Source organism: Mucilaginibacter sp. UR6-1 (assembly GCF_020880975.1).
In the GTDB taxonomy this organism is placed as follows: domain Bacteria; phylum Bacteroidota; class Bacteroidia; order Sphingobacteriales; family Sphingobacteriaceae; genus Mucilaginibacter.
This window is the reverse complement of record NZ_JAJIWP010000001.1, coordinates 750,781-772,377: the sequence shown is the minus strand read 5'-3', so window position 1 is coordinate 772,377 and position 21,597 is coordinate 750,781. Positions and strand designations below refer to the sequence as shown.

General features: G+C 42.3%; 15 protein-coding genes, 1 tRNA gene and 1 riboswitch. Of the genes, 10 read left to right on the top strand and 6 right to left on the bottom strand.

Going from position 1 to position 21,597, the window contains the following annotated elements:
• Positions 1-99 precede the first annotated feature (99 nt).
• The 4 genes from LJ707_RS03355 to LJ707_RS03340 are packed head-to-tail and all read left to right on the top strand — an operon-like array spanning position 100 to position 6,530.
• Positions 100-3,264 carry a SusC/RagA family TonB-linked outer membrane protein gene (locus LJ707_RS03355; protein ID WP_228949319.1) on the top strand — a complete coding sequence of 1,055 codons (3,165 nt, stop codon included), beginning with the start codon at positions 100-102 and terminating at the stop codon, positions 3,262-3,264.
• A 13-nt stretch (positions 3,265-3,277) separates the two neighbouring features.
• A complete protein-coding gene (locus tag LJ707_RS03350; RefSeq protein WP_228949318.1) occupies positions 3,278-4,804 on the top strand; it encodes a RagB/SusD family nutrient uptake outer membrane protein in 1,527 nt (508 codons plus the stop codon).
• A 24-nt stretch (positions 4,805-4,828) separates the two neighbouring features.
• Complete coding sequence (locus LJ707_RS03345) at positions 4,829-5,518, top strand: hypothetical protein (RefSeq protein WP_228949317.1); 690 nt, start codon at positions 4,829-4,831, stop codon at positions 5,516-5,518.
• 28 nt (positions 5,519-5,546) lie between these two features.
• The gene (locus LJ707_RS03340; RefSeq protein ID WP_228949316.1) at positions 5,547-6,530 is read left to right on the top strand and encodes a DUF5007 domain-containing protein; all 984 of its coding nucleotides are present in this window, start codon (positions 5,547-5,549) and stop codon (positions 6,528-6,530) included.
• A gap of 123 nt (positions 6,531-6,653) precedes the next feature.
• On the opposite strand, the gene LJ707_RS03335 is transcribed toward LJ707_RS03340, so the two are convergent.
• The 4 genes from LJ707_RS03335 to LJ707_RS03320 all read right to left on the bottom strand — a co-directional run bounded on the left by LJ707_RS03335 (position 6,654) and on the right by LJ707_RS03320 (position 11,497).
• On the bottom strand, positions 6,654-8,492 hold the full coding sequence (locus LJ707_RS03335; protein ID WP_228949315.1) for a DUF885 family protein: 1,839 nt from the start codon (positions 8,490-8,492) through the stop codon (positions 6,654-6,656).
• A 3-nt stretch (positions 8,493-8,495) separates the two neighbouring features.
• Positions 8,496-9,398: an AraC family transcriptional regulator gene (locus LJ707_RS03330; protein WP_228949314.1), complete on the bottom strand. Its 903-nt coding sequence runs from the start codon at positions 9,396-9,398 to the stop codon at positions 8,496-8,498.
• Positions 9,399-10,280: 882 nt separating this feature from the next.
• A tRNA-Cys gene (locus LJ707_RS03325) sits at positions 10,281-10,351 on the bottom strand.
• A 9-nt stretch (positions 10,352-10,360) separates the two neighbouring features.
• Positions 10,361-11,497 carry a cysteine desulfurase family protein gene (locus LJ707_RS03320; RefSeq protein WP_228949313.1) on the bottom strand — a complete coding sequence of 379 codons (1,137 nt, stop codon included), beginning with the start codon at positions 11,495-11,497 and terminating at the stop codon, positions 10,361-10,363.
• A 73-nt stretch (positions 11,498-11,570) separates the two neighbouring features.
• A riboswitch (SAM riboswitch) is annotated at positions 11,571-11,679 on the bottom strand.
• Between the two features lie 132 nt (positions 11,680-11,811).
• On the opposite strand from LJ707_RS03320, the gene LJ707_RS03315 reads away from it, so the two are divergent.
• The 4 genes from LJ707_RS03315 to LJ707_RS03300 all read left to right on the top strand — a co-directional run bounded on the left by LJ707_RS03315 (position 11,812) and on the right by LJ707_RS03300 (position 18,319).
• Positions 11,812-12,192, top strand: coding sequence for a hypothetical protein (locus tag LJ707_RS03315; protein ID WP_228949312.1), 381 nt, complete (start codon positions 11,812-11,814; stop codon positions 12,190-12,192).
• Positions 12,193-12,304: 112 nt separating this feature from the next.
• The gene (locus LJ707_RS03310; RefSeq protein ID WP_228949311.1) at positions 12,305-16,657 is read left to right on the top strand and encodes a CusA/CzcA family heavy metal efflux RND transporter; all 4,353 of its coding nucleotides are present in this window, start codon (positions 12,305-12,307) and stop codon (positions 16,655-16,657) included.
• An 11-nt stretch (positions 16,658-16,668) separates the two neighbouring features.
• On the top strand, positions 16,669-17,808 hold the full coding sequence (locus tag LJ707_RS03305; RefSeq protein WP_228949310.1) for an efflux RND transporter periplasmic adaptor subunit: 1,140 nt from the start codon (positions 16,669-16,671) through the stop codon (positions 17,806-17,808).
• 76 nt (positions 17,809-17,884) lie between these two features.
• Positions 17,885-18,319 carry a hypothetical protein gene (locus LJ707_RS03300; protein WP_228949309.1) on the top strand — a complete coding sequence of 145 codons (435 nt, stop codon included), beginning with the start codon at positions 17,885-17,887 and terminating at the stop codon, positions 18,317-18,319.
• Here the strand turns inward: LJ707_RS03300 and gpmA are convergent.
• Positions 18,297-18,986, bottom strand: a complete 690-nt coding sequence (gpmA, locus tag LJ707_RS03295; protein ID WP_228949308.1) for a 2,3-diphosphoglycerate-dependent phosphoglycerate mutase — start codon at positions 18,984-18,986, stop codon at positions 18,297-18,299. The genes LJ707_RS03300 and gpmA overlap by 23 nt on opposite strands.
• A 112-nt stretch (positions 18,987-19,098) precedes the next feature.
• Here gpmA and LJ707_RS03290 point away from each other — a divergent pair, with 112 nt between their 5' ends.
• The gene (locus tag LJ707_RS03290) at positions 19,099-19,689 is read left to right on the top strand and encodes an acetate uptake transporter (protein ID WP_228949307.1); all 591 of its coding nucleotides are present in this window, start codon (positions 19,099-19,101) and stop codon (positions 19,687-19,689) included.
• A 23-nt stretch (positions 19,690-19,712) separates the two neighbouring features.
• Entirely contained in the window at positions 19,713-20,096 is a 384-nt protein-coding gene (locus LJ707_RS03285) for an SRPBCC domain-containing protein (protein WP_228949306.1), read from the top strand.
• A gap of 75 nt (positions 20,097-20,171) precedes the next feature.
• Here LJ707_RS03285 and LJ707_RS03280 read toward each other — a convergent pair whose 3' ends face one another.
• The gene (locus tag LJ707_RS03280; RefSeq protein WP_228949305.1) at positions 20,172-21,539 is read right to left on the bottom strand and encodes an OmpA family protein; all 1,368 of its coding nucleotides are present in this window, start codon (positions 21,537-21,539) and stop codon (positions 20,172-20,174) included.
• Positions 21,540-21,597: the final 58 nt, after the last annotated feature.

Genomic DNA, 21,597 nt, shown 5'->3' with positions numbered 1-21,597 from the left:
AGATAGAGCTATTTTGAGATAATATATTAAAAAAAATTGGCTGCGTTCAAAGATAGATTTGATCATTATTCAAAACTTTCACAACGCAACAATTAATTTATGACAAAAAGATTTACGTTTATCAAGAGCTTCTTGGTTGTGTGCGGTTTTTTGTGCTGGCTCATACCCAAAAGCACCTTTGCACAAACGGTATTGAAAGGTACCGTTGTTGACAAAGACAACCTTGGCGTACCTGGCGCAACCGTAAGAGAAAAAGGTGGAACCGCCACTACCTCAACCAATGCGCAAGGCGAGTTTACTTTAAAAACAACCACGGCAAAACCTGTACTTGTGGTTACTTTTGTTGGTTTTTTAACCGCCGAAATTGAAGCAGCAGGCAAACAAAACTTAACCATTTCATTAAAGGACAACCCACAGCAGCTAAGCGAGGTTGTTTTGATCGGTTATCAAAAAATCACCCGTAAAAAATCGACAGCAGCGGTTTCCAGCTTATCAGCAAAAGAAATAGCAAACTTACCTGCCGCAAGTTTTGACCAGTTATTGCAAGGCCGCTTATCAGGCGTTAACGTGCAAAACTTTTCGGGTGCGCCGGGCGCCACGCCAACCGTGTCGGTACGTGGTAACTCGCTGGTGAGCCGTGGTTATAACGAGTATAACGTGGTAAACAGCCCGCTTTATGTTGTTGACAACGTGCCTCAACCTACTGAAGATTATGTTGGCCCAGGCACAGGTACAGGCGCTAACTATTTAGCAGGTATTAACCCTAATGATATTGAAAGTATCGACGTGCTTAAAGATGCATCGGCGGCTGCAATTTACGGATCGCGTGCGGCAAACGGCGTTATTCTGATCACGACAAAAAAAGGTTTGTCAGGCGATCCGAAGGTGACTCTTAACAGTTACTATGGTTTAACGCAACGCCCCCAGTTGCGTGATGTTACCCTTGGCGCCGAAGAACGCCGCCAAAAAATGCAGATATTGAACAGTCAGTTAAATTACGATCAGAAGCAACAACTTCCTTTTATGCTTACTGATAGCTTGAACGAAGCTTTTAATGGCAATACCAACTGGCAGGATCTATTTTACCAAACCGGTAAAATTTCAAACGTCGACCTTGGTTTAAGCGGTGGCGGCGCAGGTAACATGGTATACCGCTTTAGCGGCGGCTATTATAACGAGGAAGGTATCATTAAAGCTACAGGCTTTAAACGTTATACTGGCAGGTTAAATCTTACCGCACACGCGCTAAACAATAAACTTACCATTAATCCGCTTATTGCTTATTCACGCTCTGACAGGGCACGTGGTAATGGTGATAACTCAAGCCCGATCAGTCTGGGTGCCGGCAACATGCCTTCATCATTATTTAATCTATCTCCTGATAAAAAGGACTACTACTTAGGCGCTTATCAGTCAAACCTTGATAAGAATATAAGTAACCAGTTGACTTTCAATTTAAACCTCGCGCTTGAAATAAACAAACACTTAACGCTAACCTCGCAATCATCGTTCCTGCAAACAAACGCCCGGCGCGATTTGAGCCGAAGTAGTTTGTTGCAAAACGGCCAGGGTAACTACTCATATAGCTATGCTGATGCAGGTATGCAAATAAATACATCAAACTTTTTTACTTATAACAACTCATTTGGTAAGCATAACGTAAGTGGTGTGGCCGGTCAGGATATATTATATAATACTTTTCAAACCACTACCGCTTCTGGTTTTAACGGACCTTCAGATAATATACAAACTGTAAGAGGTTTTCAACAATCAAAAATTGGTGCCGGATCTGATTATCAGGCTTACGGACTACTTTCATACTACGGTCGCGCCAGCTATGATTATGATAGCCGTTACCTGTTATCAGTTAGTGCCCGTACAGACGGTTCATCCCGCTTTGGTAAGAACCACAAATGGGGATTCTTCCCTGCCGCGTCAATCGGTTGGTTGATTTCTGAAGAGTCGTTTATGAAGGATAATGAAAACAATCCTTTCACTTTGTTAAAATTACGTGGTAGTATAGGTACTTCAGGTAGTTTGCCAACCAATAACTACCTGCAATATAACCTGTATAACGTTAACAATGGTGGCTTTGAAGGTAACGGTGGTGCAGCATCATACAATGGTGTTACCGCTATTACACCAAACTTTTACGACGGAGCTGCACAAAACAGCTTAAGCTGGGAGCGTTCAAAACAATGGAATATTGGTACCGACATTGAAATAAAGAATGGTAAATACGCGGTATCGTTAGACGTTTACAATAAAGAGTCGTCTCTGCAATTATTTAGCGTTGACTTACCTGTTACAACCGGTTATGACCTGGCACTTACCAATGCCATTGGCGTTCGTAACTCGGGTGTTGATTTGACTATATCAGCCAACCCTTTAGAAGGTAACTTTAGATGGTATACACGCTTAAACGTTACTTACAATAAAAACAAGATTATGAACCTGCCAAACGGCAACCGTGACCTGGTGATGAGCGGCGACAGGTTTGATAAATCGCATATATTGTCAGTGGGTTCTCCTATTAATGCATTTTATCTGTATCAGACGCTGGGCGTGTTTCCAACAGTTGAGAGCATTCCGGTTAACCCATATACTGGTGAGCGTTACCGCAATAGCAATGGTACTTACAACGCGGGCGATTTTTATCTGGCTGACCTTGACGGAGATTATTATGTTGATGTTTTTAACGACGGAATCAATCCCGATAAAAAACCTATAGGCGACCCTAATCCGCGATATGTAGGTGGATGGAGCAATGATTTCAATTACAAGAGCTTCTCATTAAACATTTTCTCGACATTCACTTTTAAAAGGGATGTGCTGAACCTTTTTGAGTCTGACCGTTTCTCTAACTCAACCGATAATGACCCGATAGGCAGATTTGCTTACTACTCAACGCCTGATTTCAGCAAGCTTAACATTTGGAGAATGCCGGGAGATAACGCGCAGTACGCTAAATACGATATAGGTACTTTCAGGTACTACTATACCGGCGCTCAAACCTTCTTCTTGGAAAAAGGTGGTTATTTCCGTATCAAAAGTGTAAGACTGAGTTATGATTTCCGTCCGGAAGTTTTAAAGAGATTGGGATTAGGTAGATTAAGAGTTTATGGTATTATGGACAACGTTAAGATGTTCCAGCAATCAAAACGCCTGCCTGATGCAGAGGCAGTTAACCCGTATGGAGAATATAACGGTGCAGGTTATCCAATACCTAAAAAGTATACTTTAGGCCTTGACATTCAATTTTAATAACGCATAAATCATGATAAGAAAAATATATAAAGTAGTAAGTGTGATAGGTTGCGTGGCGGCTTTATCAACATTCAGCTCATGTAAAAAACTGCTTGAACAAACACCAAAAAACTCAACCTACTTTGATGTTTATTGGAAAACCGCCCAAGATGCTAACAACGCCATAGCGGGTAATTATGCGCTGCTGCGTAACGCCATGAGCAATAAATACAACCGGTACTATATGTATGGTGATGCCGTTGCTAAAAATTATTTCACCATTCAATATGGTGGTGATGGCATTGAGGGCATACAAGGTGGCGATTTCACTTTTCAATACAACTTAAATTCATTAGCTAACTATACGCTCTACTTTAAATCAGTAGCGATGTCAAACATCATATTGAAGAATGTAAGCAAGATGACTGATGCACAATTAAAGGATGCTGATGATCCGGAAGAATTCAGAAACAAGATATTAGGCCAGGCCTACTTTTTACGTGCTTTGAGTTATTTTATGATGGTTAGGGTATGGGGCGATGTTCCGGTGGTAACCGAGGCTTATGATGACCCGATAAACGCGCCGCAACTTGCCCGAAGCCCTAAAGCTGAGGTGATGAAGCTGATTGAGGATGATTGCCATAAGGCTGCACCGTTGCTGAGCTGGACTTATGCAAATGTTGGCGATGCAAAGGTTACAGCTAACCGCGGATCGGTATACGCTTTACTTACACACCTATACCTTTGGAGAGCCACAATGCTTGATGTTAGCAGCGCTACTCCTAATATGGCGGATGTAAATAGTGCTGATACCACCATAAATGCGATAGTTAGTAAAGGTGGTTACAGGCTGGTTGATACAGCTAACTACAAAAGCATATTTGTAGGTCGCTCGTCAGAAGGTATTTTTGAAATAAATGTAAGCGAAAATACTCTCGAAGGCTCAAACAGCTCAATCGGTATGTTCTTCTTAAACGGCTCATACATAAACAACGGTACAAACAACCCGCGCATGTTTGTTACACCAACTTATATTCGTAACCATTACCAGGGTAATGATACCAGTGATGTACGTTTTAAAAAGAACTTCGCACTTACTACGTCTGAAAGGCCGATGTGTATTAAATATGCCAACGTTGTTTACCGCAACCAGGGGCAGCAGCTTGATCCTTACCTGAGCAACAATATGGTGGTTTTTAGGTTGAGTGACATTAACCTGCTAAGAGCTGAAATAGCGCTTTATAAAAATAATGTAGGCACTGCTATTAATATTATTAACGACTCAAGAAGACGCCACAACGCCAATCCAACACTACTTGAAAACAATCTTACAAAAGACGAAGTGATGGACGAGTATATTGTAGAACGCGGCAGGGAATTATTTCTGGAAGGCCATTTGTTTTATGATTTACTGCGCACGCGCAAATATGGCAACGTGGTTGATTGGCTTACAGACCAACGGTTTCAACTCGAGGGTTTCTATTTCCCGGTTGACCCGGCGTTGTTCAGGCAAAATCCGAAGCTTAAACAAACTACTTACTGGTTAGGCAAAGTATAATATTAAACTCAAATGAATTTAATTATGAAAAAATATATAGGATCAATTGTATGCGCTACCGCGATTTTGCTAAGCGCATGTAAAAAAGATGACTATAAAAATGACGGTGGCACAAGCAACCCTTATGTGGACATGACCACTTACGACTTCCTGAAGTCGAAACCGCAGTTTGACTCGTTGGTTAAAATAATAGACCATGCGGGACTTAAAGATGCTGTTAATGGTAACGTTACATTTTTTGCAACCACAAATTACAGCGCTGTACCTTACGTAGCGGCTAAAAAATATCAAAAATCAGTAGAGGTAGATAATGAAAATATTGATTTTGGAATAAAAGATATTCCCGCAAATGAGCTTGCTGACTCGATGAAAACCTACATGTTTCCGGGCAAGATTAATCGTGATGTAATTACAGTTTCCGGTAAGTTCTATCCTACCCTGCTAACTACACCACCCGCCGGAGTAAGTTATCTGATAAAATTCAGACGCACGTTTGACTATAGTCAGTTTGTTGATTATGTTGATTACGTAAGCTATGTTAAAGTAGTAGGCACGCGTGACGACAGAGAACCCGACCCTGACAAAATACCGGAAAGTCAAAAAGACAGATCAATTGAATGCCAAACTTCTGGCATTATTACCAAAACCGGTATAGTGCACGTAATTGACGGTAGGCATCGCTTGTTCTTCAACGCGCAACCGTTAGGAAATTAATTATAAACAGATCAATAATTTAAAAGATATGAAAAAAGTTATATTGGGTTTGTTTATCATAGCAAGCGCCGTGGCTTGTAAAAAGATCGACAATGGCTTTCAAAGTGATTACATTCGTTATAAAGACAATAATATTTATGCCAAGCGAGGATTAATACTATTCCAGTCAGACAGGATAAATGCCGACGGATCTACCCCGCCCTACAAATACAAAATGTTGAATCTTCGTAATGTGGATGGTGGTCCGTTACCTCAAGAATTTAACACCGAGTATGAAATAACGCTATTTAAGCCGGGAATGTCATTCAATGCTGAAACGGATACCACCATTGAACTGCTTAACCTAAAACGAGAAACAGTTAAACGCTTACCCATGGAATTTAACGAAACGAGCGGGCAGCTTACTTTCAACAGGGCATCAGCAAATTTACCCTTGGGCAGATATATTTTTGATGTGCAGATGACCAATCCGACGGGTACAAAAATGTATCCATCATTAGCTACCATCAATGTTGTTGATCCGGCCACTGATGACCTTTTTACCATTACCGATAACGTAGCTAATGCTTTTCATGATGTAACAGGGGCTGTAACACCTATGAAAAATCCGCAGATCACTTGTACCAAAATTTCAAACGAAGGTGCCAGGGCCATACTTAAAATGGTTGATAAAAACGGAAAACCCTTTAATCCTAAAGCCGGCGAAATTATAAAACGTGGTGACAGGCCGGTTTTTGAAAACTACGCTAAATTCAATCCGGTAACGTTAACAGATACGGCTATGATATGTGATTTTGAGATCGCGCCGTTTCCGCTAACCAAATATATTACACCAACTACTGACTGGGGTTTTTTAATGTATTACCGTATACCAAGCCAGTTTGTGAATATTGATGGTTTTCCCGCAACGCTTGGCACCTTTTCGGTTAACCCGCGTTGGTCATGGCAGTTGAAGCTTGAGGGCACCTACATCATCCAGGTAAAATTTACCGATGTTACTAAAAAAGGTTAATTTATAACAGTTTAATAGTAAACGGCTTGTGCTTTGTTGCACAGGTCGTTTTTTTGTTTCAACAATCTGCTGCAATAAAAAACGCCTCGTTTGGCGGGGCGTTCTGTTATATAACTGATGTTGTTATTTAAGATTGTAAAAGCGCCACCTGGTTTCAAAATCAGCGCTTAGCGGTTGCTTGGTTAAAATAGCGCGCAGCATTTCAACAGGTATCAGGTTCTCTTTGATGGCAGCATCATGAAATTGCTTATAGCTCATTTTGCCGCTATCAACCAGCTCCTTTTTCAGGGCCATGTATTGTAAACCACCCAACAGGTATGCTACCTGGTAAAGCGGACTATAGCCCCCTTCAAATGATCGCCTCACTTCTCCTGCCGCATTGGCTCGTTCATGCCCTACCCGGTCAACCAAAAAATCGATACATTGCTGTGGTGTCCATTTGTTTAAGTGGTAACTCATTGAAAAGATAATACGCGCGCAGCGGTGCATGCGCCAAAAAAGCATTCCTACGCGTTCTTCGGGCTTTTGGGCAAAACCCTGATCCCACAAAAGCATCTCCCAATACAGCGCCCACCCTTCAACCGAGAAAGGTGTTGAAAATTCGTGCCGGTAAGGCTTGTAGCGGCTATTCATAAAATACTGGAGGTTATGGCCGGGTATTAGTTCGTGCTGCACGGTACCGCGTGAAAAATATGGGTTATTGCCCCGCATACTCATCAGTCGGTCATCATAAGCCATACTATTGGTTGGGTATGATATACTGATCTCCTTACCTCCTGTAAAAAATGGGTTTACCAATTGCCGCCTGGGCGACATCATCACCATGCCCCAGGTTTCTTCGGCTAATGGCGGTATCGTGATCAGGTCGCGGGCTTTTATAAAACCGATAGCATCGTTATATAATTTTACAATCAGCTCGGGCTGGTGCCCCATTGGCACATAGCTGTTCTTTACCTTTTCGAGCGCCTTTTTCCAGTCATCTCCAAAACCCATCTCGCGCGAGGCTTTCAGCATTTCTTTATCGCACCAGGCAAATTCTTTGTTGGCAAGTTCAATAAGTTCTTCGGGAGTATAGGGTATAAATTCATCATGCAGTTGCGCTATTAACGCGTCACGGCCGATAGGTTTACCTTTAATGCCACTGCCATCATCTTTTTGTGTGGTATTTAATTTACCTTTTGAGCCGGCAAGGTCGGCAAAGCTACTAAGTTTGCCGTTTACACGTTTGTAAGGTACAGGTACCCACCATGTAAAAGCCGGATCATAAGTATCATAAAAATCAAAAAAACTTTTTAACCGGGCTTTTAGTGCCGATGCTGCATCTCGAAGGGTATTGGCCAATGGCATATCCAACACCGGCACCTTGCTAAGTTTTGCCGAATCAGTTGCGATTTTTTTCGACAGGTCATCAAGTAAAGCGGCTATCTTCTCTCCGTCGACCCAATCCCCCCGCCTGCGTTTTTTTTCGAGCGAGTAAATATCATCAGCAAAACTGATGTATTCTTTAATACTGTTATATTTTACTTCTTCTTCTTTTAAACCGGCCAAATGCTTGCGGATCTCCTTTTTAAGCATCAGGTAATCGGCTTGGCCGTAAACACTTATTTTATTAAAGTCGATCTTTTTCAGATCGGCCATATAGGTACTATCAATTTGTTTTAAACGGTACCGTTGTTCAGGAGAGTTAAGTACACGTATTTTGTATTGGTACTCACTGCGTTCATTAACTTCATAAGGTGCGTAAAAATCGCGTATGGCATCAATATCCTGCTCATATTGTATAATGGGCCCTGCCAGCTCGCTTGATTGCTCGTACAAAACAGATGCCGGCTGAACTTGCCCAAGTGCATTGCCGGCCAATGCCAGCAATGCACAAACAGCAGCTAATGAGTTATATTTTGCTTTTTTTGTTTGCCTGATGTAGTGCCTTATTAATGTACGTTTACGTATAGGTATCTTCATATATCAGCTTGCGGCACGGTTTAAGTTTATCAGGTTATTGTTATAGGCATCCAGATAGCCGCGCGGCGAATTACCTATTATGAACTTAAACACCCTGTTAAAGTTGGTTATGCTTTTAAAACCGCATTTATAGGCAATGATGTTTATATTTTCAAACCGTTGAGATATAAGCTTTTTACAGGCCTCATTTATGCGTATCTCATTTAAAAATGATACAAATGTATGCCCGGTATGCTTTTTAAAGTAGCGGCAAAATGATTCGGGCGTCATGTAGGCCACCTTGGCTACATCTTCCAGTGTAAGCGGCTCGGCATAGTGCTGTATAATGTAGTTATATATTTTACCTATGCGCAAGCCCTCGCTATCAGTAATACCGGGCAGGGTACCATAGGTTGATAAAGGCTCAAGCTTGGTTTTGATACCGCTCATGCTCTTCATCAGGTTAAAAAATTCTACTAACTGATCCTGGCCCGAAGTTTTTTGCAGATCAGCCATGATCTGCATTATATCATTTACCATGTAATGCGGAAACTTAAAGCCCTGCTGATTCTGCTGTAAGAACATGGAATTGATCTTCATTTCGGGTAAAGCGAAAAGCGGTGCCAGTGTACCTTCAGGGTTAAAAAAGATCGTCAATGCCTCGATCTGCTTTCCCTTGTCTGTACTAAAATACTCCGGGTTGCTTTTAAATACATGCGGCAGGTTTGCCCCGATAAAGAATACATCTCCGGGCGAATAATCGTGCATGTTATTACCGGTAATAAGTGTTCCCTCCCCCTTTTGTATCCAGGTTAACTGTACTTCTTTGTGTCGATGCAAAAAGGGGTAATGATGCGGTTGGCACACTTTTTCAACTACCACACTTTTATCGTATGGCATGGGGATGGTGAACTGTAGTACTTTCATCGTTAATTAGTTAGAGAGTTAATAGTTACCTCAATTTACAGTTATTTAACACTAAAAATCAATTATTAACAGCATATTGATAATATTCAATAAGGAGTAGATAATATATTGCTACATAAGATGATCGTAAAATCAAATTCTATACAACAATAGGTTGTGCAGTACAATAAATTGATTATACAGGATAATATAAAAGATTATAAGGTATTTCTTAGATGGTAGATATAGCTGATGAATTAAAAATATCAGCAATGTATTATTATATATATCATAATATTAAAATGAAGAAAGCACCTCCATCGCGGCGGTGCTCCATCCAACTTTTAACTAATCATATTACAAACCGAAACGGCTATAATAAATTCATTTTTATGTGATATGATCACTTAACAAACTTAATGAAACCATTACCGGTTAATTCGCAGGTTATTAACCGCTTATAGTCCGATATTAACATGTTTGTTACAATTGACAGATAATTGCGAGGAGTGATAGCGCCAAATAGATGATGCAGCCTGAAAAAAGAATATGCTTATTAAGGCAATAAGCATTAAACTAACAGCCGGTTTTACTTGCCGACTGTTATAAATGATAATACTATCGCGGCTATCGTGATGATGCCGACGCCTAATGTGAATGTAATGTTACGGGAGCCATACGGATACTTCACAAATTTCCTTTTCCTCTTTTGGCAATGCATTTTGTTGTAAATTATAATTTTATAGCTGTAAACGGAATGCGTACCTGTTTGTTTCGCTATTTCAATTTTTTAACAATTGTTTAATTGTATTTAAACACAAAGGGTTTAAAACAAAATAATCCGCCTATTGCAGGCAGATTATTTGTTAAATGCACTATACAACCACATGTTGATGCGTACTGACGTCGCGGGCAGATTCGAACTGCCGTATAAGGTTTTGCAGACCCCCACCTCTCCTCTCGGTCACGCGACTATTTTATTATTATGCCGCAAGCGTATTGCGCACCGCGGCCAGCAGGTTAACGGTATGCTCAACCTCTGCTATGGTATTGTATTTACTGAACGAGAACCTGATGGTTTGTTTTGACGGATCGGCCGCGATAGCCTGCAGCACATGCGACGCCGAACCCGCTGAACAGGCACTGCCACCCGAAACAGAGATGTTGTTATCATCCAGATACCCGATTAGGTTACCATTAGCAAAATTTAAAGGGAAGGCGGCACTCAATACAGTATACAGGCTTTTATCAGCGCTGGCTGAGTTACCGTTAAATTGTACACCCGGTACCAGCTCGGTCAGCTTATGTATCATGCTGCTTTTAAGTGATTGTACATAGTCGGCATGCGCATCAATATGGCTGTAGGCTACCTCAAGCGCTTTTGCCAAACCTACTATACCTGGTATGTTTTCGGTACCGGCACGTAAGCGCCGCTCCTGCGAGCCACCGTGTATCAGTTTCTCCAGGCTCACACCATCGCGGCAGTATAAAAAACCTATGCCTTTAGGGCCATGAAACTTATGTGCCGATGCCGCTATAAAATGTGCACCAAGCGCTTTAAGATCGTGCCTGTAATGCCCCATGGTTTGCACGGTATCAGTATGAAATATAGCATTGTGCCTACAACATTGCTCAGATATAAGCTCAATATTATTGATGTTGCCTATCTCATTATTGGCATGCATAACCGATACCAAAGCGCGGCCTTTACTTTGCAGCAAATACTCCAGATGGTCGTGGTCAAGATTGCCGGAGTCATCAATATTAATGTAGCTTAATTCTATTTCTCCTGCCGATTGTAATGCTTTAAGCGTATTTAATACCGCATGATGCTCAAACGGAGTAGTTATTACATGTTTGATGTTTTGCAAACGTACTCCTGATAATATGGCTGTATTATCGGCCTCTGTGCCGCCGCTGGTGAAAATGATCTCGGTTGGGCTGGCATTAATTAAACCGGCTATGGTTTCGCGCGATTGCTCAATAGCTTGCTTTGCTGCGCGCCCATGCTGATGGGCTGATGAAGGATTGCCAAAATTATCAATAAGGTACGGAGTGATGTGGTTAAATACTTCTCCGTCAATACGGGTTGTTGCGGCGTTATCAAAGTAAATGCTCATATATAAATCCTTTATAAATTAATTTTTTTAAACAGTTAACTTATCCGGGAAAGTGCGTATGAAACATAACACCATCTTATCTATCCCGGCATGTTACCGGGCAGGAATTAGCACCTTATACCATATAAGTACAGGTTGCTAAGACGTCATAGGGCCTTTCCCTCCGTCTTTCTGGATAAGTATTTAAAAGAACAACAATGCAAATATAGAATATATTCTACTAACTACATAGAATTTATAGAATAATTTTTCTTTTGTTACAAACAGGCCTTATTTAAGGTTTGGCATAAGCGCCTTTAACCATTACATTTGTAATGGTGAACAAACTCTACGTTTACATATTGCTATTGCTTATTGCCGCCGATACTACCGAGCTGCACCAGCTTTTTAAGCTGCCCATTTTATTTGAGCATTTTGCAGAGCATAAGCAACGTGATAAAAGTGTTAGTTTGATGGAATTCCTATCCATGCACTATTGGGGCGATGATTTGAACGACAATGACAATGATCGCGATATGCAGCTCCCCTTTAAAAAGCTGGATGTGCATGTTACTCATGTTTTCTTTCTGCCTGTTGTGCGCAGCATCACCATTAAAAATTATATTGAAACATTAAATAAACCATACTCTTTATACAGGCAGGGCTTTATTCCTGATCCTGCCTTATCTGCACTGTTCCGTCCGCCCTGTGCCTGATTTGCCTTTATTTATTTTTTAAACCGGTATCAAATAATTAGCAGCGTACACTTAATGTATACGCTTACACGCTATTGTTTAATACTGTTCTGTATCATTTAACAGGCAAATCATGCTTAATAAAATCATTCAATTTTCAGTTAAAAACAAACTGGCAATTGGCATATTCATAGCGCTATGGGTTATCTATGGTGTGTTTGAAGTTAGCCGCTTGCCTATTGATGCCGTACCCGATATTACTAATGATCAGGTACAGATCATCACCACGGCGCCATCATTGGGCGCGCAGGATGTAGAGCGCCTTATTACTTTTCCAATTGAGCAGGCGCTCAGCAATATTCCGCGTTTAAAAGAAAGCCGCAGCCTTTCAAGGTTCGGCTTGTCGCTTATATCCGTAGTATTTGAGGATGGTGTAGACATTTACTGGGCGCGCCAGCAGGTTACTGAACGGCTGCAACAGATAGAAATCAACGAGAACGCCAACAAACCCGAACTGGCACCTGTATCAACCGGGCTTGGCGAAATATACCAGTACGTATTACGCCCCAAAGCAGGTTATGAAGACAAATACTCCCTGGCCGATCTCCGTACTATTCAGGACTGGATAGTACGCCGCCAGTTATTAGGCACAAAAGGCGTAGCCGATGTATCCACCTTTGGCGGCGAGCTTAAACAATACGAGGTAGCGGTTAATCCTATGCAGTTAAAATCAATGGGTTTAAGTATCTCAGATGTGTTTAATGCCCTGCAAAACAATAACCAGAACACCGGCGGCGCGTATATCGAAAAAGGGCCTACCGTATTATACATCCGCAGCGAGGGTTTGGCGGGCAGTATTGCTGATATCGAGAACATCGTGGTAAAAACAACAGCAGCCGGTACTCCCCTGCTGATAAAAAATATTGCGGAGGTTAAGCTGGGCTCGGCAACACGGTATGGCGCGTTAACCTATCATCCGATTGGTGAAGTTACCGGGGCTATCGTGATGATGCTGAAAGGCGAAAACTCATCTGATGTTGTCAAGAACGTAAAGCAACGCATCGAAGAAATAAAGAAAACACTGCCCGAAGGAGTTGAAATAGAGCCTTTTTTAGACCGCACAAAAATGGTGAACAACGCCATTGGCACCGTGGAGCATAACCTGATGGAAGGTGCTTTGATAGTAATATTTGTGCTGGTTATATTTTTAGGTAACCTGCGGGCCGGTTTGATTGTGGCTTCGGTAATACCGTTATCCATGTTGTTTGCCATTATTATGATGAACACCTTTGGCGTAAGCGGCAACCTGATGAGCCTTGGCGCACTTGATTTTGGGTTGATAGTAGATGGTGCCGTAATTATAGTAGAGGCTATACTGCATCACCTGCATTTCTCTAAAAAATATCAGAATACCAACCAGCTAACCCAGCAGGAACTGAATGAGGAGGTTACCGGTTCGGCATCGCGGATGATGAATGCCGCTGTTTTCGGGCAGATCATTATCCTGATCGTTTACCTGCCTATATTATCACTCACTGGTATCGAAGGCAAAATGTTTAAGCCCATGGCGCAAACCGTGGCTTTTGCCATATTGGGCGCGTTCATACTCTCGCTTACCTATGTGCCGATGATCAGCTCAGTATTCATCAGCAAAAAGATCAGCCATCAACCCAACCTGGCCGACAGGGTGATGACACGTATTGAAAACGTTTATCAACGTTTGCTTAACCAAGCGCTTACGATACGTAAAACTATCGTAGCAATAGCTTTCGCACTGTTCGCCATAGCCGTATTCATATTTTCGAGGATGGGTGGCGAATTCATCCCACAATTGGAAGAAGGTGATTTCGCGGTAGAAACACGGTTACTGGTGGGTACTAACCTAAGCACGACCATAAAAAGCTTTAACCAGATCTCAACCTTATTAAAGGATAATTTTCCGGAAATAGAAAAGATCGTTTCTCGTATTGGTGCTGCCGAAATACCTACCGACCCGATGCCTATTGAAGGCGGCGACATGATCATTGTATTAAAACCAAAAGGCGAATGGACAAGCGCGTCAAGCTTTCAGGAGCTGGCCTCAAAAATGTCGGCAGTGGTACAAAATGCTATACCCGGCGTAACACAGAGCTTTCAGTTCCCGGTGCAAATGCGTTTTAATGAGTTAATGACCGGTGCCAAGCAGGATGTGGTTTGCAAGATCTTTGGTGAAGACCTGAATACCCTTTCCCGTTATGCCGAGCAGATTGGCAGCATCAGCAAAACCGTAGATGGTACCGCCGACTGGTATGTGGAGAAAGTGACCGGAATGCCGCAGGTTGTAATTAAATATAATCGCGCTGAGATTGCCAAGTACGGTCTAAACATCAGCGAAATAAACCGTACGGTAAACTCAGCCTTTGCAGGTGCCTCCGCAGGGCAAATTTATGAGGGCGAAAAGCGTTTCGACCTGGTGGTACGTGTAGGCAGCGAAAAACGTAAAAGCATTGAAGACGTACGCAACCTAACGATAACTACACCTAACGGCAGCCAGATCCCGCTTTACCAATTAGCCAATGTTGATGAGGTTGAAGGCCCCAACCAAATACAGCGTGAAAATACACGTCGCCGCATAAGTGTAGGCTTTAACGTTAGAGGGCGTGATGTACAATCCATAGTTGAAGAACTACAGCAAAAGGTAAATGCCAAAGTTAAGCTTGAGCCGGGGTATACCATTGTTTATGGTGGCGCTTTTGAAAACCTTACCCAGGCTAAAAAACGGCTCAGCATAGCCGTACCTGTTGCACTGCTGCTGATATTTATTATGCTGTATTTTGCATTTTCATCGGTAAAAGAAGGCGCGCTTATATATACGGCCATTCCACTTTCGGCTATTGGTGGCGTGTTTGCGCTGGCATTAAGGGGAATGCCATTCAGTATATCTGCCGGTGTGGGTTTTATAGCCTTGTTCGGCGTGGCGGTGCTGAACGGCATTGTGCTCATCTCTGAGTTTAACCGCATTAAAAAAGAAGGCCGCATTACCGATATGCTCGAACTGGTTAAAACAGGTACACGCAACAGGCTGCGCCCCGTGTTAATGACCGCCGCCGTGGCCTCGTTAGGCTTCTTGCCCATGGCATTAAGCAACGGTGCAGGCGCCGAGGTTCAGCGCCCTTTGGCTACTGTTGTTATAGGCGGCCTGATCACCGCTACCATGCTTACCTTATTTGTGTTGCCAGCCTTGTATTTGCTGTTTGAAAAAAAGCGTGCTATAAATAAAAGTGTTGTTGCAACCATCATTCTGTTTTTGATAACGGTTACACAGGCTGATGCACAACAATCCCCGGCACCTGTAAGCCTTAGCGAGGCAGTGAACACGGCGCTGCAAAAGAATTTGCAGGCTCAGAGCGCTATGCTTAACGAAAAGGCGGAGCAGATCAGGAAGAAAACATCCTTTGATCTGCCCAAAACACAACTTGGCGGTGAATATGGTCAAATAAACAGCATTTTAAATGATACTAAATTTACGGTAAGCCAGTCCATGAGTTTCCCTACGGTGTACAGTAACCAGCGGCGGGCTTTGAATGAAAATTATTTAAGCGCGCAGGCGCAAACCGCCATAACCAAGCAGGATGTAAAAAGCAGTGTAAGGCGTTTATATTATGAATGGGTATTGCTCCGCCAAAAGCAAAAGTTATTACAATATGCCGATAGCCTATATGCCCTTTTTGAGAAAAAGACAAACCTGCGTTTTAAGGTAGGCGAAGCTGATATTCTCGAAAAAACAACTGCCGAAACCCATCGGCAGCAGATAGCCAACCAGTTACGCATGCTGAATGTTGATATGGATATTGTGCTTAACCAGTTAAACACATGGCTGGGTGATAGCGTTCGTTATGTACCATCAGCGGATACCTTGAGGCTGCCCCTGGCAAATAATAATAGTAATGTGGATGATCTGCCTCAGCTACAACTCCTGGATCATCAGAGCGAAGCAGCAAAATGGCGCTGGAAAATGGAGAAAGCCCGTTTATTACCTGAGTTTTTTGTGGGATATAATAACCAAAGTATTACAGGCAGCCAGATAGTGCAAGGCCGGGAAACTTACTTTGGCACCGGCAGACGCTTTAATTATGTAAGCGCGGGCATCAGTGTACCGTTGTTCTTCGGCGCGCAGTCGGCAAAAGCATCTGCAGCAAAGGTTGAGTGGCAAATATTGCAAAAACACACCCAACTGGCTCAACTACAACTTAAAACCGAGCAAGAAAACGTGGCTAAGCAAGTAGCCAAATATGCTGCCGGTTTAAATTACTTTGAAGCTACCGGACTTAAAAATGCCGATACTATTATTACCACTGCCGATAAGCAATTTGTGGGCGGTGAAATTAATTACCTGCAATGGGTAATACTGATAGACCAGGCGATCAACATAAAAAGCGAATACCTTGATGCGCTTAACAATTATAACCAGGCGGTTATACAGGCGCAAAAAGTAAATAACCTATAGCATCACACATTATGAAAAGATACATCCCGATATTAAGTTTTGCCGCTTTGCTTATCAGCGCCTGCGGCAATGATAAGAATACCGAAAAACAACAGGAAGAACCTGTTGCTGATACCACCATAGTAAAACTAACACCCGAGCAAATTAAGAACGCAGGTATTGAAACCGGCACGCCACAACCAGAAAACATAAGCGGCGAACTTACCTTGCAAGGCAGCATTGATGTACCGCCGCAAAGCACTATAAGTGTAAGTTTCCCTTTGGGCGGATACTTAAAAAGCACTGAACTGCTGCCCGGTGTTCATGTAAAACGCGGGCAGGTGCTTGGCGTACTTGAGGATATGCAATTCATCCAGCTACAGCAGGATTATCTTTCGGCTAAAGAGAAATTCCTGTTTTCAAGTGCCGAATATAAGCGCCAACTTGAGCTTAACGCCAGCAAAGCCAGCAGTGATAAGGTATTACAGCAAAGTAAAACCGAAATGGAAGGCCAGCGTATTAATATGCAGGCACTTGCACAAAAGCTCAACCTTATCGGCATCAACCCCTTGCGTTTAACGCCGGGCAATATCTCAAAAAGTGTAAATATATTATCGCCTATTGATGGTTTCGTGGCTAAAGTAAACGTAAATATTGGCAAGTACACCTCACCTACCGACGTGCTTTTTGAACTGGTGAACCCAAAGGATATTCACCTTGCGCTAAATGTTTTTGAAAAGGATGTAAACCAGTTGCGCATCGGCCAGCGGGTGATAGCTTACACTAATGATCATCCTGAAAAAAAGTATGAAGCCGAAATATTACTCATCAGCAAAAACCTGGATCAGGACCGTATGGCTACCGTACACTGCCATTTTGAAAAATTTGACGCGAGATTGCTGCCCGGCATGTTCATGAATGCCGAAGTAGCCGTTAAAAATAAAAAAGCGCTTACCGTAAATGAGGACGCCGTGGTACGCTGGCAAAACAAGCATTATGTTTTTAAGCAAATCGGCAATAATACATACCGCATGAGTGAGGTTATGCCCGGCGAAGTTAATGCAGGCCGCGAGGAGATTAACGGAACAGGTATTGACAGCACCACCCGTTTAGTTACCAAAAATGCTTACTCCCTGCTCATGAAGATGAAGAACAGCGCTGAAGATGAATAAGCAGCAAGCACGGCAGTATTTTTTTACTGCCGTGCTTGCTGCTTATATGTATCTTTAATTTTTATAACCTTATTTTATGAGTTGGCAAAGCAGGCGGCACTTAAAGGCTATTTCCTCCGGTTTGATGGCTTTTGTGTTTTTAAGTTTGATAAATTATATATTCGATATCATTATCAATCCATCATATTCTTTACAAAACCCTGAATACATTGGTGCATATGTCATATATTACTTAATGCTCAGAAATTGGTTAGTATTAGGGCTTATTTTGATATATTATTTGTTTACTCGTAATACACAAACGCTAATAAATAAATTTTTTAGCGTTTGTGTAGTTTTATTTATAGCCGCAATTAGTGGTAAATACTTTGGTAAAGATGACTGGAATTTTTCTATTCATACTGATGACTGGAAAAATATTATAACGTACCCATTAGCTGCATTGGCAACCTGGGGTTTTTACGAATGGTTAATGCGTAGTGAAAAACTTATTCCAGGTAATAATGCCTGATGCGATTAAGCTCTTCATCCAGCTCATAAACCCATGGCGTTGCTGTTGGTATTTCCAGATCGGTTACCTCTTCATCACTCATCAGGTCGATATATTTAATTAGCGCCCGCAAACTGTTACCGTGCGCACAGATGATCACCTGCTTACTTTCGCGCATGGCGTGAACGATCACCTCCCCCCAAAATGGCAATACCCTTTCCATGGTTTCGCTCAGGTTTTCGGTTAAAGGCAATTCACGGCCTGTCAGGTTTTTATACCTGATATCGTGACCGGGATAACGCTCATCATCTTTTGTTATTGCAGGCGGATGTTCATTAGGGTCGCGGCGCCATTTATGCACCTGCTCTTCACCATATTTGGCAATGGTTTCTTCTTTGTTCAGCCCTTGCAAGGCACCATAAAAGCGCTCGTTTAACCGCCACGATTTGGTAACCGGTATCCATAAATGATCCAGCTCCTCCAAAACAATATGGAGTGTTTTGATAGACCGTTTTAATACTGATGTATATCCGGCATCAAAATTATAACCATGTTTGGCTAACAATTGTCCGGCACGGCGGGCCTGCGCGTACCCTTCTTCGGACAGGTCAACATCTGTCCACCCTGTAAACCTGTTCTCTTGATTAAAAACACTTTCGCCATGGCGAAGCAAAACCAGTTTCTGCATAATTAATGTTACAACGCTAAAAACATCGCCGGGTTTAAAAAATTTTGCTTAATGTGTTTTTAAACATACATTGCAGGTATCCAATAATATACCTTTTAATTCCTTTACAATTATGAGTACAACTACACCTGTATCAGTGGTTGATAGCACGGCTAACCCTGCCCCGCTTGGTTTATGTGCCTTCGGCATGACAACCATTTTATTAAACATTCACAATGCCGGTTTTTTTGAGATCAATGCCATGATCCTCTCCATGGGGATTTTTTACGGCGGCACGGCACAAGTTATTGCCGGCATTATTGAAGCTAAAAAGAACAACACGTTTGGCCTTACCGCCTTTACCTCCTATGGCATGTTTTGGTTAACCTTTGTGGGTATGAATTTTTTACCCAAACTCGGCCTTGCCGAAAAAACAGCCAATAACGCTTTGGTAGCCTTTTTGGCCATGTGGGGATTGTTCACGCTGCTATTATTTTTTGGCACCCTGAAATTAAGTAAGGCGCTTCAATTTGTATTCGGCTCGTTAGTTATACTATTCGGTTTATTGGTTTGGGGTGATGCTACCGGAAATGAAAATATTAAGCACCTGGCAGGTTATGAAGGCATTATATGCGGTGCATCAGCCATATATACCGGAATAGCGCAGGTGTTGAATGAAGTATATGGCCGTGTGGTATTACCGCTTGGCCCGGTAGCAAAATAGCCGGATTTAGCTAACTTGCACCTGTGAAAGATTTTAAGAAATACTATACCATACCCGCCACACCCGAAGAGGTTTACGCGGCCATAACTAATCCGCTTACCATTGAGCTCTGGACAGGCGAACCGGCAGAAATGTCGACAGAGCCCGGCTCCGAATTTACTATGTGGGATGGCAGTATATCAGGCAGGAATATTGAATTTGAGGATGGCAAAAAGGTGGTACAGCAATGGTATTTTGGTGAGCAGGATGAGCCATCAATAGTAACCATTAAGCTTCATGCCGATAAACACGGCACCTCGGCTGAGCTAAAACACACCAATATACCTGATGAGGCTTATGATGATATTGTTGAAGGCTGGAGCGATACTTATTTTGGCGGCATAGCTGATTTTTACAGCGTACACTAAATTGTTATTATACTAAAAACGGCGCATGGTTTACAAACCATGCGCCGTTAATTGTTTATTTATAATGTGTAGCTATTAATATAAGGTAAATTCTACACGACGGTTTTGCTGACGGCCTTCGGCAGTTTTATTGCTGGCGATTGGCTGGCTTTCACCGTAACCGGTAGCTTCAACACGTGATGCGTTTGCACCTTTGCTTACCAGGTATGATTTGATTGATTCAGCACGTGCTTTTGAAAGTTTAAGATTAGCTGCGTCTGAACCTACATTATCAGTATGACCGGCTAATTTCAGGCTGAAGTTTTTATCAACAAGCAATTGTGCTACTTTGTCAAGACTTGGATATGATTTAGCGCGGATGGTAGCTTTACCAAAATCAAACTCCAGGTTATCAATCGCGTCTTTAACTACTTTTTTGTCTTCTTCAGTTACGTAAACTTTAACTTCACGTTTGCCGATAGGGCAACCTGAACCATCAACTTGTGTACCTGCTGGTGTACCAGGACATTTGTCATACATATCAGGCACACCGTCGCCATCAGTATCAGCGCTCAGTTTCGCCAGATTTTCGTTGGTTGTATTCAGATCTGTACGCAGTTTAGCATTTTCTTCTTTCTGCATGTTAAGCTGGCCTTGCAAATCCTGGGTTTTGCGTAAATACTCGGTACGCATTGAGTTTACCGGGTTGTAAGTTGCCATTTGCGGTTTTTTGCTGCTGCCTAATGCAAACTCTAAACCTACGTGAGCGTAAGAGAATTTGTCATTGTTTTGTGAGTAGTTATAACCATCAAGATTATCGCCGTTAACAAAACCTATTTGGTAACCCAAATCAAGGTTTACACCTGAACCCAGGTTAACCTTAACACCGGCACCTACCGGAATGTACACTTTGTGTATGTTACCACCGCCATCACTAAAGCTGCTGGTTGAACCATCGGCATTTACAATGCTTGGGCGATAAGCTATCACACCACCACCCGCGGTAAGGTAAGGCTGTATAGCGCCTTTTTTGTGCCTCCAGTTAATGTTAGCTAAAGTAAACTGACCACTTAAAGCTGCCGACCAGTTCAGATCAGTACTAAAGCTTTGCGGTGTGTTGCCTGTAGCATTGTTGGTTTGACCTAAACCGCCTTCAAGCTTACCACGTAAGAAATCAAGCTGTAAGCCGAATGATGGAAGAATTTGCTTTTTGATGTAAGCGCCGTAGCCAATATTTTCGTGCGGGCTTTTAAAATCCTGGCGGCTCATGTTCACCAGTATTGATGATGGTGAAAGTAAACCACCGTGCACACCTACTGACCATGTGCGTAGGTTACTGCCGCCTGAGAACGGCTCTACATAATTTGTTGTTGAAACTGTAGTATCAGGAGTTTGTGCAAAAAGTTTGCCTCCTACCATTACGCCTGTCAACAGCAGCGAAGCTTTTTTTAAAGTTGTTTTCATGTTATTTTAATTAATCAATATCCTCATTAAGGAATTGTCCAATAGGGGCAACATTGGT